General features: G+C 69.9%; 10 protein-coding genes. 4 read left to right on the top strand and 6 right to left on the bottom strand.

The genetic code is table 11. The features are described from left to right. Window positions 1-5: 5 nt before the first annotated feature. Complete coding sequence (locus tag R9Z33_RS01900) at window positions 6-1,538, bottom strand: M81 family metallopeptidase (protein WP_318649612.1); 1,533 nt, start codon at window positions 1,536-1,538, stop codon at window positions 6-8. A 50-nt stretch (window positions 1,539-1,588) separates the two neighbouring features. Here R9Z33_RS01900 and argE point away from each other — a divergent pair, with 50 nt between their 5' ends. Together argE and R9Z33_RS01890 are read left to right on the top strand one after the other, a co-directional pair. Next, a complete protein-coding gene (argE, locus tag R9Z33_RS01895; protein ID WP_318649611.1) occupies window positions 1,589-2,752 on the top strand; it encodes an acetylornithine deacetylase in 1,164 nt (387 codons plus the stop codon). Next, complete coding sequence (locus tag R9Z33_RS01890) at window positions 2,749-3,711, top strand: M14 family metallopeptidase (protein ID WP_318649610.1); 963 nt, start codon at window positions 2,749-2,751, stop codon at window positions 3,709-3,711. The genes argE and R9Z33_RS01890 overlap by 4 nt, the downstream gene beginning before the upstream one ends. On the opposite strand, the gene R9Z33_RS01885 is transcribed toward R9Z33_RS01890, so the two are convergent. Genes R9Z33_RS01885 through R9Z33_RS01870 form a run of 4 tightly spaced genes read right to left on the bottom strand, consistent with a single transcriptional unit; the run spans window position 3,712 to window position 7,654 of the window. Beyond that, on the bottom strand, window positions 3,712-4,497 hold the full coding sequence (locus tag R9Z33_RS01885) for a competence/damage-inducible protein A (RefSeq protein WP_318649609.1): 786 nt from the start codon (window positions 4,495-4,497) through the stop codon (window positions 3,712-3,714). It abuts the gene before it with no gap. A gap of 21 nt (window positions 4,498-4,518) precedes the next feature. Further along, entirely contained in the window at window positions 4,519-5,463 is a 945-nt protein-coding gene (mutT, locus tag R9Z33_RS01880; protein ID WP_318649608.1) for an 8-oxo-dGTP diphosphatase MutT, read from the bottom strand. Further along, window positions 5,444-6,673, bottom strand: coding sequence for a bifunctional glutamate N-acetyltransferase/amino-acid acetyltransferase ArgJ (argJ, locus tag R9Z33_RS01875; protein ID WP_318649607.1), 1,230 nt, complete (start codon window positions 6,671-6,673; stop codon window positions 5,444-5,446). The genes mutT and argJ overlap by 20 nt, the downstream gene beginning before the upstream one ends. 3 nt (window positions 6,674-6,676) lie before the next feature. Continuing rightward, window positions 6,677-7,654, bottom strand: coding sequence for a peptidylprolyl isomerase (locus R9Z33_RS01870; protein ID WP_318649606.1), 978 nt, complete (start codon window positions 7,652-7,654; stop codon window positions 6,677-6,679). A 164-nt stretch (window positions 7,655-7,818) separates the two neighbouring features. Here R9Z33_RS01870 and secA point away from each other — a divergent pair, with 164 nt between their 5' ends. Both secA and R9Z33_RS01860 read left to right on the top strand, forming a co-directional pair. After that, window positions 7,819-10,551, top strand: coding sequence for a preprotein translocase subunit SecA (gene secA, locus R9Z33_RS01865; RefSeq protein ID WP_318649605.1), 2,733 nt, complete (start codon window positions 7,819-7,821; stop codon window positions 10,549-10,551). A gap of 175 nt (window positions 10,552-10,726) precedes the next feature. Then, the gene (locus tag R9Z33_RS01860) at window positions 10,727-12,331 is read left to right on the top strand and encodes an acetolactate synthase large subunit (RefSeq protein ID WP_318649604.1); all 1,605 of its coding nucleotides are present in this window, start codon (window positions 10,727-10,729) and stop codon (window positions 12,329-12,331) included. A 10-nt stretch (window positions 12,332-12,341) separates the two neighbouring features. Here R9Z33_RS01860 and R9Z33_RS01855 read toward each other — a convergent pair whose 3' ends face one another. After that, window positions 12,342-12,881 carry a hypothetical protein gene (locus R9Z33_RS01855; protein ID WP_318649603.1) on the bottom strand — a complete coding sequence of 180 codons (540 nt, stop codon included), beginning with the start codon at window positions 12,879-12,881 and terminating at the stop codon, window positions 12,342-12,344. Window positions 12,882-12,893: the final 12 nt, after the last annotated feature.

Genomic DNA, 12,893 nt, shown 5'->3' with positions numbered 1-12,893 from the left:
GCGGCTCAGTTCCAGCCGGGATCGTTCCAGGTGGCCTCGGGGTCGAGCGGCCAGGTCGGGCGGGGCAGGCGCTTCCAGTTGAAGTTGGTCAGCACCGGGCTGGTCAGCCCCGCGCTGTCCACCTCATGGATGCGCTCATTCGGGAAGAACTCGTCAAAGCCCGCGCGGAAATGGCCGCGGCTCTTCACCACCACCACGCGCGCGGCGCCGATGTCGATGCCGTGCATCTCCAGCGTGCGCGGCTCATGGCATTGCCGGCGCAGGCTGATGACGACGACCTTCATGCCCGAGTCATCCAGCTCCAGCAGCGCCGTCGGGCCGAGCTGGAAGGTCCGGCCCTTCATCGTGCCGCGCCGGCCGACACCCTCGCCATCCGTCAGCGTCAGGATGCGCGCGCCGGATTCGAAGCGCTTGGAGAATTCCGATTCCACGCGGTTGAAGACGGCATGGAAATGCGCGCCCTCGCCCAGCGCATGCGCCTCGGCGGCCAGGGCCGGGTCCACGAAGAGGCCGAGCACCACGCCCGGCACCCGCGCCTCATGCAGCGCGCGCAGCGTGTAGCTGGTGCTGCCGCGCCCGCCGCCACCGGGATTGTCGCCGGCATCGGAATAGATCACCGGCTCCACCTCGCCGCGGCCCGCGCGCAACGCGAGTTCCGTCGCCTCGGGGATGGAGAGCAGCCGGCGCGTGTGGCGCGCGCGCTCGGCCCAGCCGCGGCGGGCGAGTTGCGCGCAGGCGCGCTTCGCCGCGCTCATGTCCCCGCCGCGCGCGGTGACGGTGACGGTGATGCCGCATTTGGGCAGGTCGCTGAAGGTGAAGCCGCCGGTCACGCTGGCATTCAGGATGGCGGGGTCGCGCGCCATGATCGCCTCGGCATCGCGCACCAGGTCGGCATAGGGGCCTTCCGCCGTCAGCAGCGTGACGGAGGGCGGCGTCAGCGGCAGGCGCAGGAAGGCCTTGGCGGTCTTCTCGCCCGCCAGCAATTCGCGCATCGCATCGGCCGCCTCGGCCGCGCGGGCGGCCATGTCCACATGCGGATTGGTGCGATAGGCGATGAAGCAGTCCAGCGCCTCGATCATCCGCTCGCTGACATTGCAGTGCAGGTCATGCGTCACGACGATGGGCACGCGGGACCCGACCAGGCGGCGGATCATGGCGAGCAGCGTGCCGTCGCTGTCCTCGTCGCCCGTGGCGCTGCTGGCGCCGTGGCTCGCGACATAGACGCCATCCACCGGCAGGGCGGCGGCGAGGCCGCGCTGCATCTCATCCAGGAAATCGAGGAAGACCTGCTGCTCGATCGGTCCGCCCGGGGGTGCCGCGGCCATCAGGACGGGGCAGGGCGTCCACGGCCCGGTCGCGTCCATGCGGGCGTAAAAGCCCGGGATCTCGGCCGGCAGGGGCGGGTTGGGCGCGCGGGCCAAGCGGGTGATCTCCGCGCCGCGCGCCAGGCATTGCCTTTCGAAATCCACGCGCAACGTGGGCGGTGCGAAGGCGTTGGCCTCAAGATGGAGGCCAAGGATGGCGATGCGTGGCGACATGTGAGGACCCCCCGATGGACGCGGCCCGCCGAGTGGATAAGCTGCAACGCATGCCGTCAATCGCCCGAATCCAGGACATGTTGGCAAGGCTGGTCGCCTTCGACACGACGAGCGCGCGCAGCAATGTGCCGCTGATCGAATTCGTGCAGGCGGAGCTTGAGGCGCATGGCGTGGAATCCCGCGTCATGGTCGAGGATGGCAAGGCGAACCTGCACGCCATCATCGGCCCGCGCCTGGAGGGCGGCATCGCGCTCTCAGCCCATGTGGATTGCGTGCCCGTGGAGGGCCAGGCCTGGCTCGCGGACCCCTTCACGCTGCGCGCCGAGGGCGAGCGCCTGATCGGCCGCGGCAGCACCGACATGAAGGGCTTCCTCGCCTGCATCCTGGCCATGCTGCCGGAAATGACGGGCGCGCATCTGGCACGCCCCTTCCACATCTGCCTGACGCATGACGAGGAAACGAGCTTCCGGGGTGCCGCGCGCCTGATGCCCGTGCTCGGCCGCCACGCCCCGCCGCCCGCCTTCTGCGTGGTGGGCGAGCCCACCAACATGGCGCCCGTCATCGCCCACAAGGGCTATGCGAGCTGGGACGTGGTCTTCACCGGCCTCTCCGGCCATTCCTCCCGCGCGCATGAGACGGTGAACGCGCTGATGGCCGCCGCCGAGGCGATCGCCTGGCTGAAGGCGGAGGCGCGGCGCTTCGCGCGCGAGGGCCGCCGCGTGGAAGGCTTCGAGCCGCCCTACACCACGGTCCATGCCGGCACCTTCCGCAGCGGCACGGTGCTGAACATCGTGCCCGACCGCGCGGAATTCACCTTCGAGATCCGCAGCGTGCCGGGCGATTCCGCGCCCGAGATCCTCTCCCGCTTCGTCGCGCATGTGGAACAGGCGATCCTCCCCGAGATGCGCGCCGTCTTCCCCGCCGCGACGATGGAGCTGCGCGTGCGCGCGAACGCCCCGCCGCTCGGCCTGCCGGAGAATGACCCGCTGGTGCTGCTGGCGCAGCGCGCCTCGGGCAGCAACCGCGCGGGCTTCGTCAGCTATGGCACGGAGGCCGGCTACTACCAGCAGGCGGGCATCCCCGCGATCGTCTGCGGGCCGGGCGACATCGCGCAGGCGCATCAGCCGGAAGAGTTCATCACCACGGCGCAGCTGCTCGCCTGCTGCGACTTCCTCGGCCGGCTGATCGAGCGGCAATCGAGGCGCGCCGCATGAGGGCGCAACTGCCGCCCGCCCTGGCGGAATTGCTGGAAGCGCCGCGCCGCACCGCCCGGCTCCAGCCGCCCGACATCGCCCGCTGGCGCGCCGGCAACAGCCTGCCCGGCGTCTGGACCTTCGACAGCGGGGCGCCTGGCGCGCATCTCTGCGTCGTCGCCCTCACCCATGGCAATGAATTCGCCGGCGCCATCCTGCTCGACCGGCTGCTGCGGGAGGGCCTCAGGCCGCTCTGCGGGCGGCTTACGCTCATCTTCGCCAATCTCGACGCCTTCTCCCGCTTCGATCCCGACGACCCCACCGCCTCCCGCTTCCTGGAGGAGGATCTGAACCGCCTCTGGGACATCGCGACGCTGGAAGGGCCGCGCCGCTCGGCCGAGCTGCGGCGCGCGCGCGCGCTGCGCCCTGTGCTGGACAGCGCGGATGTGATCCTCGATTTGCACTCCATGCTCTGGCCGTCGGATCCGCTGTTCCTGGTGGGCGGGCCGCAGGACTCCGTGCGCCTGGCGATGGAGCTGGGCGAGCCCGCGCTGGTGGTGGCCGATCACGGCCACCAGACCGGGCGGCGGCTGATCGACTATGGGCGCTTCGCCGTGCCCGGCAGCGGCAGGCGCTCCGTCTTGCTGGAAGCGGGCTGGCATTGGGAGGCGGAGACGGTGCAGCGCATGGAGACCGCGACGCGGCGCCTGCTGGCGCTGCTGGGCCTGGCACCCGGCCCGATGCCGGCACTGCCCTGCCCACGCCTCGCGCAGGTGACGCAGACGATCACCGCGCGCACGGCGGAATTCACCTTCACCCAGCCCTGGCGCGGCGGCACGGTCATCCCGGCGCGCGGCACGCTCATCGCCCTGGAGGGCGATGAGGAGATCCGCACGCCGCATGATGACTGCATGCTGGTGATGCCGAGCCTGATCACCTCGCCCGGCCACACCGCGGTGCGGCTGGCGCGGCTGGAGTAGCTACCCCGGCTCGCCCTGGATGGGCGTCGCACCCATCGCCGCCAGCATGGCGGTGATCTCGGCCGTCGCTTCCTCCACCTCGGCCAGGGAGACGCCCTTCGAGACCAGCGCGACGCCGCCGCCCGGGAAGCCCGTGCTGCCCGGCGTGGGGCGGTAGAAGGGATAGCTGCCGATGTCGAGGTCCGGGTGGCGCTTCTGGATCGCCTCCAGCGCCTCGGCGATATTGCCCTCAAAGACGCCGATCGCGTGCACCGCGCGCGAGACGACCGGCACGCCCCCCGTCAGCGAGGGGGCCAGCGCCTCGAACATGGATTGCATGATGCGCGGCACACCGGCCATCACATGCACATTGCCCATGGTGAAGCCGGGTGCGGAGGTCATCGCGCAGCGGATGGGCACGGCACCCAGCGGCAGCGTCGCCATGCGCATGCGCGCCGCGTTCATCTCCACCGGCGGGTCGCGGCGGGCGTAGTCCTCGGCCATCAGCGCGCGCGTCTCCTCATGCACCACCCAGGGCACGCCGAAGGCCTTGGCCACGCATTCGCTGGTGATGTCGTCATGCGTCGGCCCGATGCCGCCGGTGGTGAAGACGTGGTCGTATTTGGCGCGCACCTCGTTCACGGTGGCGACGATCGTCGCCTCCACATCGGGGATGACGCGCACCTCGCGCAACGGGATGCCGAGCTCACCGAGGCGGGTCGCCAGGAATTGCAGGTTGGCGTCGCGCGTGCGGCCCGAAAGCACCTCGTTGCCGATGATCAGCAGGCAGGCGGTCGGATTGGCCATCAGGGCACCTCGCGGTTGAAATCAGAGGAAATCGCGCAGCAGCGCCACCAGCGGCACGTCGGCGGGCGGCATGGGGTAGTCGCGCAGCTTGTCGGGCCGCACCCAGGCGAGGTTCTGCCCCTCGCGCGCCACCGCGCGCCCCTGCCACTTGCGGCAGATGTAGAGCGGCATGAGCAGGTGGAAATTCGCGTAGGAGTGGCTGGCGAAGAAGAGAGGCGAGAGGCAGGCCTCCTGCGTCTCGATGCCGAGTTCCTCGCGCAGCTCGCGGATCAGCGCGGCCTCGGGCGTCTCGCCCTCGTCCAGCTTGCCGCCGGGGAATTCCCAGAGGCCCGCCATGGATTTCCCCTCCGGCCGCTGCGCCAGCAGGATGCGCCCCTCGCTGTCCAGCAGCGCGCAGGCGACGACGAGCAGGATGGGCTTGGGCGGCGGCGCGGGTGCGCGGGCACGGCGGAACAGCGCCACCGGCATCGCCCGGTTGCGCGAGAGGAAGGGCTGCATCGCCGTGCCTTCCTGGACAAAGCCCAGATGCTTCAGCACGGCCTGGGAGGCGATGTTGTCGGACAGAGCGCTCGCCTCGACCTCGGTGATGCCCAGATGCGTCTCGGCCCAGGCCAGCAGCCCCTGCCCCGCCTCGCGCGCCAGCCCGCGCCCCCAGAACTTGCGGCCGACCCAGTAGCCGAGCTCGGGCAGCGCGCCGCGCTTGAGGGTGAGGCCGATGCAGCCCACCAGCGCACCGTCCTGCGTGATGGCGAGGTGATAGGCATCGCCCGAATCGATCTGCTCGCCGGCCGAATCGATCCATTCGCGCGCCAGCTCCTCCCGGTAGGGGAAGGGCACGCGGGCGAGGTTTCCGGCGACGGAATAGTCATTCACCAGCCGGGTGACGGCGGGCGCATCCGCCGGCACCAGGCGGCGCAGCACGAGCCGCGCCGTGGCGATGGGAAGCTCAGCTGCGGTAGCTGCCATTGATGTCGATGTATCCATGCGTGAGATCGCAGGTCCAGACGCGCGCCTTCCCGCGCCCGAGGCCGAGATCCACGGTGATCTGCACGTCGCGGCCCTTCATGTGGGCCACCACCGGCGCCTCGTCGTAATCCGGGATCACGCCGCCATCGCGCGCCATCCAGACGCCGCCGACGGCGATGGAGAGCTTGTCGCGATCCGCCGGCTCGCCCGCCTTGCCGACGGCCATGACGATGCGGCCCCAATTCGCGTCCTCACCCGCCACGGCGGTCTTCACCAAAGGCGAATTGGCGATGGCCATGGCGACGCGATGGGCCGACCTGGCCGAGACGGCGCCGGTCACGTCGATGGTGATGAGCTTCTGCGCCCCCTCGCCATCGCGCGCCACCATCAGCGCGAGTTCGTGCAGCACCTCATCCAGCGCGCGGGCGAAATCCTTCAGCATCGCGCCGCCTTCCGCCGGCACGCGCGGGTGCTTCGCCTGGCCGGTGGCGAACAGCAGCACCGTGTCGGAGGTGCTGGTGTCGCTGTCCACCGTCACGCAGTTGAAGCTCTTGGCATTGCCCTTGGAGAGCAGCTTCTGCAGCGCCTCGGCCGGGATCTTCGCGTCGGTGGCGATGAAGGAGAGCATGGTCGCCATGTCGGGCGCGATCATGCCGCTGCCCTTGGCGATGCCGCAGATGGTCACCGTCGCGTCACCGATCTTCGCCGTGCGGGTGGCGCCCTTGGGGAAGGTGTCGGTGGTCATGATGGCGCGCGCCGCGCCCTGCCAGGAATCGGCCTGGAGCTTGGCGACCGCGCCGGGCAGGGCGGCCAGCAGCACATCGGTCGGCAGGCGCTCGCCGATCACGCCGGTGGAGGCGATGAAGACCTCGCGCGGCTTGCAGCCGAGCAGGGCGGCGGTTTCCTTCGCCGTGCGCTCGCAGGTCTCGCGGCCGGCCTTGCCGGTAAAGACGTTGCTGTTCCCGGCATTCACCACCAGCGCGCGCGCCTTGCCGCCCTTGAGCGCGGCACGGCACCAATCCACCGGGGCGCCCGGGCATTTGTTCATGGTGAAGACGCCCGCCACCGTGGTGCCCGGGGCGAAGCGGAAGACCGTCATGTCCTCGCGCGACTTGTAGCGGATGCCGGCGGCGATGCTGGCGCATTCGGCGCCGGCGATGGCCGGCATCTCCGGCAGCGGCAAGGCGAGGGGCGAAACAGGGCCCGTCATGGTCTATCTCCGGGTGGCAGGGGCGGGGGCGGCGGGCCGGGCGGGTGCCGGCGGCTCGGCCTGGATGGCGGGGGCGGGCGGCGCGGGCGGCTCCACGCGCTCAATGCGGCTCGCGGCGCGGATGCGCTGGACGGCGGCCAGCACCTCCTCCTCGACCAGCGCCTGGCGCAGCGTGTCGCGGCTCTCCTCGAAGGTCGGCCCGCTGGAGGTGCGGCGCTCCTCCACCTTGATCACGTGCCAGCCGAACTGGGTGCGGACCGGGGCCGGGCTGACCTGGCCGGGCTGCAGCGCGAAGGCGGCGGCTGCGAATTCGGGCACCATGTCTCCCTGGCGGAAGAAGCCGAGATCGCCGCCATTGCGGGCCGCGGGATCGGTCGAGCGGCGGCGGGCCACCTCCTCGAAATTCGCGCCGCGCTGGATCTCGGCCAGGATGGCGCGGGCATCGGCCTCGTTCGCCACCAGGATGTGGCGGGCGCGGACCTCCTGCTCGGCCGAGCGGTTGGCGGCGTCTCGCTCGTAGCGGGCGCGCAGCAGGTCCTCCGTCACGCGGGGCAGCACCTCGCGGCGCAGCAGGGCGTCGCGCAGCTCATTCTCCTCGGCGAGGCGCACGCGGCGGCGGATCTCGGGGTCCTGGTCCAGGCCGGCGGTGCGGGCGGCGGCGACCATGGCGCGGTCGGTGATGGCGCGGTCCAGCAGCTGCTCGAAGACCTGGGGCGGCAGCATGGTGCGCAGCAGGGCGGGCGGCACGCTGCGCAGCTCGGCCGGCATGGCCTCGGCGGCGGTGGCCATCACCTCGTCCAGGCGAAGATCCTCGCCATTCACCCGGGCGAGGACGGGGTTGCTGTCCTCGGCGGCCGCCGCGGGGGCGGGGGTTGCCGCAGGGGCCGGCGCCGCGGCCGGGGGGCGGGCCGGAGCCGGCGCCTGGGCCAGGGCGGGGCCGGCGGCCAGCATCAGGGCGAGGGGAAGGGAAAAGCGGGACATCGGCGGGAATCCATCACGGGCGGCCCGACAATGGCCGATGCCCGCCCCCCCCACAACCCGGCCGGCCCCCTTTGGCACGTTGACCCGGGGGCAGGGGGACCTTACCTGTCAAAGTCCCAAAGCCGCCCCTTCCGTCGGCGGCGCCCGGAGAGAATCCACACCCCATGTTCGCTCGTCTTGCCCGTGCCATTTTCGGTTCCGCGAATGACCGTTCGCTGAAGCGTTTCCAGGCGCGCCTCCCCGCGATCAGCGCCTTCGAAGCGCCGCTTGCCGCGCTGTCGGACGAGGCGCTGCGCGGCAAGACCGCCGAGTTCCGCGCCCGGCTGGCCCAGGGCGCCGAGCTGGACAGCCTGCTCGAAGAGGCCTTCGCCGTGGTGCGGGAGGCCGCGAAGCGTGTGATCGGCCTGCGTCATTTCGATGTGCAGATGATCGGCGGCATGGTCCTGAACGACGGCAAGATCGCCGAGATGAAGACCGGCGAGGGCAAGACCCTGGTCGCCACCCTGCCCTGCTACCTCAACGCGCTGCCCGGCAAGGGCGTGCATGTGGTGACGGTGAACGACTACCTGGCCAAGCGCGACGCCGAATGGATGGGCCAGGTCTATGGCTTCCTCGGCCTCACCACAGGCGTCATCGTCCAGGGGTTGAGCGATGACGAGCGCCGCGCGGCCTACGCCTGCGACATCACCTACGGCACCAACAACGAGTACGGCTTCGACTACCTGCGTGACAACATGAAGTACCGCCTGGAGGAGATGGTCCAGCGACCCTTCCACTATGCCATCGTGGACGAGGTGGACAGCATCCTGGTGGATGAGGCGCGCACGCCGCTTATCATCTCCGGCCCGACGGACGACACCTCCGACCTCTATCGCCGCGTGGACGCGGTCATGGCGGAATTCGTGAAGGACACGGAACGCTTCGAGAAGGACGAGAAGCAGCGCACCGTCGCGATGACGGAGAAGGGCGGCGAGGACATCGAGGCCATGCTGCTGGCCGCCGGCGTGCTGGAGGAGGGCAACCTCTATGACAGCCACAACGTCTCCATCGTGCACCATGTCAACCAGTCGCTGCGCGCGCATGTGCTGTTCAAGCGCGACGTCGAATACGTGGTCCGCAACGACAAGATCGTGATCATCGACGAGTTCACCGGCCGCATGATGGAAGGCCGCCGCTACAGCGACGGCCTGCACCAGGCGCTGGAGGCGAAGGAGGACGTGACCGTCCAGCCGGAGAACCAGACGCTCGCCAGCATCACCTTCCAGAACTACTTCCGCCTCTATCCCAAGCTCTCCGGCATGACCGGCACCGCCGCGACCGAGGCGGACGAGTTCGCCGAGATCTACAAGCTCGAAGTCGTCGAAATCCCGACCAACGTGCCCGTCGCGCGCAAGGACGAGGATGACGAGGTCTATCGGACCGCCATGGAGAAATACCAGGCGGTCATCAAGCTCATCGGCGAATGCCGGGAGCGCAACCAGCCCTGCCTCGTCGGCACCACCAGCATCGAGAAGAGCGAGCTGATCTCCAGCCTGCTCAAGCAGGCGGGCATCCCGCACAATGTGCTGAACGCGCGCTACCACGAGCAGGAGGCCGGCATCGTCGCCCAGGCCGGCCGCCCCGGCGCCGTCACCATCGCCACCAACATGGCTGGCCGCGGCACCGACATCAAACTCGGCGGCAACGCGGACATGCTCGCCAAGGCCGAGGTGCCCGAGGGGCATGGGCCGGAATATGACGCGGTCTATGCGCGCCACCTGGCGGAGGTTGCGGCGGCGCAGCCCATCGTGAAGGCGGCGGGCGGGCTCTTCGTCATCGGCACCGAGCGGCATGAGAGCCGCCGCATCGACAACCAGCTGCGCGGCCGCTCCGGCCGCCAGGGCGACCCGGGTGGCAGCCGCTTCTTCCTCTCGCTGGAAGACGACCTGATGCGCATCTTCGGCAGCGACCGCATGGGCGGCATGCTGACGAAGCTCGGCCTCAAGGAAGGCGAGGCCATCATCCATCCCTGGATCAACAAGGCACTGGAGAAGGCGCAGAAGAAGGTCGAGGCGCGGAACTTCGACACGCGCAAGAACCTGCTGAAATACGACGACGTGATGAACGACCAGCGGCGCGAGGTCTATGCCCAGCGCCGCGCCTACATGGATTCGACCGATCTCAGCGAGACCATCGCCGAGATGCGGCACGAGACCATCGGCGCCATGGTGGACAAGGCGATCCCCGAGAACGCCTATCCGGAGCAATGGGATCTGGAGGGCCTGGAGAAGCGCGTGCGCGACGTGCTGGGCCTCGACCTGCCCATCGCCGCCTATGCGAAGGAAGAGGGGATCGACGAGGTCCAGGTGCGCGAGCGCATCGAGGCCGCGGCCGACCAGGTGGCCGCCGCCAAGGCCGCCAATCTCGGCCCCGACTTCATGCGCATGGTCGAGAAGTCGCTGCTGCTGCAGCTCTTCGACCAGGTGTGGAAGGAGCACCTGCTCAGCCTCGATCACCTGCGCCAGGGCATCGGCCTGCGCGCCTATGGCCAGCGTGACCCGCTGAACGAGTACAAGCGCGAGGCCTTCGCGCTGTTCAACAACATGCTGGAAGACCTGCGCGAGCGTGTCACCTCGCTGCTGCTGCGCCTGGAGCTGACGGCCGATGCGCCGATCCCCGAGCCGCAGCCGATCCGCGTGACCGACATGCGCCACGCCGCACCCGATGCCGAACCCTATGAGATGGCGCCAATGCCGCCCGCCCCGGATTACGGCGCGGCGGCGATCGCCCGGCAGGAAACGCGCGTGATCTCCGAGGTGGACCCGAACGACCCCTCCACCTGGGACAAGACGCCGCGCAACGCGCCCTGCCCCTGCGGCTCGGGCAAGAAGTACAAGCACTGCCACGGACGGGCGTAGTCATCCGGCCTCCCGCGCCTCCAAGCGCCTGAGCCGGCCGAGGCGACGCTAGGCATCAACCGGGGATCGCCGCTAGGCTGCCGCTGGAGACAGGATCCAGCTGCCGCCGCATGAACGGGAAACCTGTGCGCGAGGGCGGCTGGCTGAGCCAGAAACACCCAAGAGGCAACGTCCCATGAATGGCGCCCAATCCCTCTTCAAGGCCTTGGTTGATGCAGGGATCACCACCTGCTTCGCCAATCCCGGCACATCCGAGATGCAGCTGGTCTATGAGATGGGGCTGGCGGATTCCGTGCGGCCCATCCTGTGCCTGCAGGAGGATGTGGTCACTGGCGCGGCCGATGGCTATGCGCGCATGGCAGGCAAGCCCGCCTTCACGCTGCTGCATGTCGGCAGCGGCCTCGCCAATGGCATCGCCATGCTGCACAACGCCGGGCGCGCCGGCACGCCGGTCGTCAATGTCGTCGGCGCGAACGCATCCTACCACCAGCCGAACTATCCCGAGCATGAGCTCGTAAACGGGCGCATCAGCGACCTGGCGCGTGTCGTCTCCCACTGGTGCCAGGAAGCACGCAGCGCGACGCAACTCGGCGAACTGGGCGCGGAGGCGGCGATGCTCGCCCGGACCGGCCAGGTCTGCACGATCATCGCGCCGACCAACCGGCACTGGGAAGATGCGAACCCGCCGCCCGCCCCCATGGTGCAGCCACGCCCCTCCTTCGCGGCGGAGGCGATCGCGCATGCCGCGGCGCTGCTGGCGAACGGGCGCAAGACCGGGCTCGTGGTCGGCAATGCGGCGCAGCACGGAGCCGCGCTCGAGAGCGCTGCCCGGATCGCGGCGCATTGCGGCGCGACGCTGCTGAGCGAGACCTTCGCGTCGAGCCATCTCGCGCGCGGTGCCGGTCGCCCGATGGTGGAACCGGTGCCCTACGAGTTCGAGATGTGCGTCCAGTTCCTCGCCGGCTTCGAGCAGCTGATCTTCGTGGGGGCTGCCTTCCCGGTCGCCACCTTCGCCTATCGCGGCAAGCCGGTGATGAAATCCCCCCCGGGCTGCGACCTGTTCGAGATGGCGAGTGCGCGGCACGACCTCGCGGCCGCGCTCGAAGCGCTGGAAGCCGCCTGTGGCGCCTCCGGCGCGCCATATCCGCGCCAGCCATCCTTCACGGGCGCGGCACCGACGGGGCCGCTCACCGCGTCCGCCATCGGCACCTCGCTGAGCCTGCTGATGCCGGAGGACGCCGTTCTGGTGGATGAGGCGGCGACCAATGCACCCTGGATCTTCGCCGCCACCAAGGGCGCGCGTCCGCACGATTACCTGAATCCCCTGAATGGTGGCGCGATCGGTGGCGGCCTGCCCATGGCGCTCGGCGCCGCCATCGCCTGCCCAGGCCGCAAGACCGTGCTGCTGCAGGCCGACGGCAGCGGCATGTATGCCGTGCAGGCGCTATGGACCATGGCGCGCGAGAAGACCGACGTGGTCATCATCCTGCTCAAGAATGACCGCTACAACATCCTTGGGCTGGAACTCGCGCGCGTGCGCGAGGGAGCGGCGAACGCCCGGATGGACTCGATGCTGAGCCTCGCCGATCCGGCGATCGACTGGGTGCCTGTCGCGGCGGGCCTGGGCGTGCAGGCGGTGCGGGCGGACAGCGCGGAGGGCTTCCACACGGCCTTCCAGGCCGCGATCGCGCGGTCCGGACCCACATTGATCGAATGCATCGTCCCGATCCCGGCGGAGTGGCGCCAGCTGGAGGAGCTGGTCCACACATCCCGCGGCTGAGCGGCCCTCCTCAGCGCGGCCCGCGCCGGCGGTTCATCGCGACCTCGTCCTCGTTCAGCTGGAAGCCGACCAGGATGCGGTAATCCTGCACGCGCCGGCCGCTTCCCACCGGGAAGGCGATGTCCACCGCCTGGGAGGTAACATTGGCCCGCGTGGTGTTCACGGCGAACTGGCCGTTCATGATGAAGCTCTGCCGGTTCAGCACCTCGTTGGTGCGGGCATCGAGCAGCGCGATGAACCAGGGCAGCTGGAAACCGCGCGAGGGGGCGGCTGGCCCACGCTCCACCTGGAAGCGGACGGCGATGCTCGAATCCAGCGTCTGGTCGCGTCGGCCGCGGCGGCAGCTGCCCTCGATGCCGGTGATGCGCGCATCCATCACCATGGTGGAATGATCCGGCTGGCTGTCGGCCTGGTAGCGCGTCAGGTCGGCCACATCGGCCGGCAGCGTCAGGCTTGGGCAGGGGACCAGCAGATCCTCCAGCCGCGGTCCGCCACAGCCCGCCACTGCAAGCCCGGCCGCGACCATCACACCCAGACCCAGACGCTTCATCATTCGTCCCCG

The sequence above is a fragment of the Sediminicoccus rosea genome, from assembly GCF_033547095.1.
Lineage (GTDB): Bacteria > Pseudomonadota > Alphaproteobacteria > Acetobacterales > Acetobacteraceae > Roseococcus > Roseococcus rosea.
This window is presented reverse-complemented; position numbering and strand designations above follow the sequence as displayed.

Excerpts from the sequence above, each read along its gene's own strand:
- R9Z33_RS01870 (WP_318649606.1), bottom strand. The coding sequence starts at position 7,654 with ATGTCCCGCTTTTCCCTTCCCCTCGCCCTGATGCTGGCCGCCGGCCCC.
- R9Z33_RS01885 (WP_318649609.1), bottom strand. The coding sequence starts at position 4,497 with ATGGCCAATCCGACCGCCTGCCTGCTGATCATCGGCAACGAGGTGCTT.
- R9Z33_RS01860 (WP_318649604.1), top strand. The coding sequence starts at position 10,727 with ATGAATGGCGCCCAATCCCTCTTCAAGGCCTTGGTTGATGCAGGGATC.
- mutT (WP_318649608.1), bottom strand. The coding sequence starts at position 5,463 with ATGGCAGCTACCGCAGCTGAGCTTCCCATCGCCACGGCGCGGCTCGTG.
- R9Z33_RS01890 (WP_318649610.1), top strand. The coding sequence starts at position 2,749 with ATGAGGGCGCAACTGCCGCCCGCCCTGGCGGAATTGCTGGAAGCGCCG.
- R9Z33_RS01900 (WP_318649612.1), bottom strand. The coding sequence starts at position 1,538 with ATGTCGCCACGCATCGCCATCCTTGGCCTCCATCTTGAGGCCAACGCC.
- argJ (WP_318649607.1), bottom strand. The coding sequence starts at position 6,673 with ATGACGGGCCCTGTTTCGCCCCTCGCCTTGCCGCTGCCGGAGATGCCG.
- secA (WP_318649605.1), top strand. The coding sequence starts at position 7,819 with ATGTTCGCTCGTCTTGCCCGTGCCATTTTCGGTTCCGCGAATGACCGT.
- argE (WP_318649611.1), top strand. The coding sequence starts at position 1,589 with ATGCCGTCAATCGCCCGAATCCAGGACATGTTGGCAAGGCTGGTCGCC.
- R9Z33_RS01855 (WP_318649603.1), bottom strand. The coding sequence starts at position 12,881 with ATGAAGCGTCTGGGTCTGGGTGTGATGGTCGCGGCCGGGCTTGCAGTG.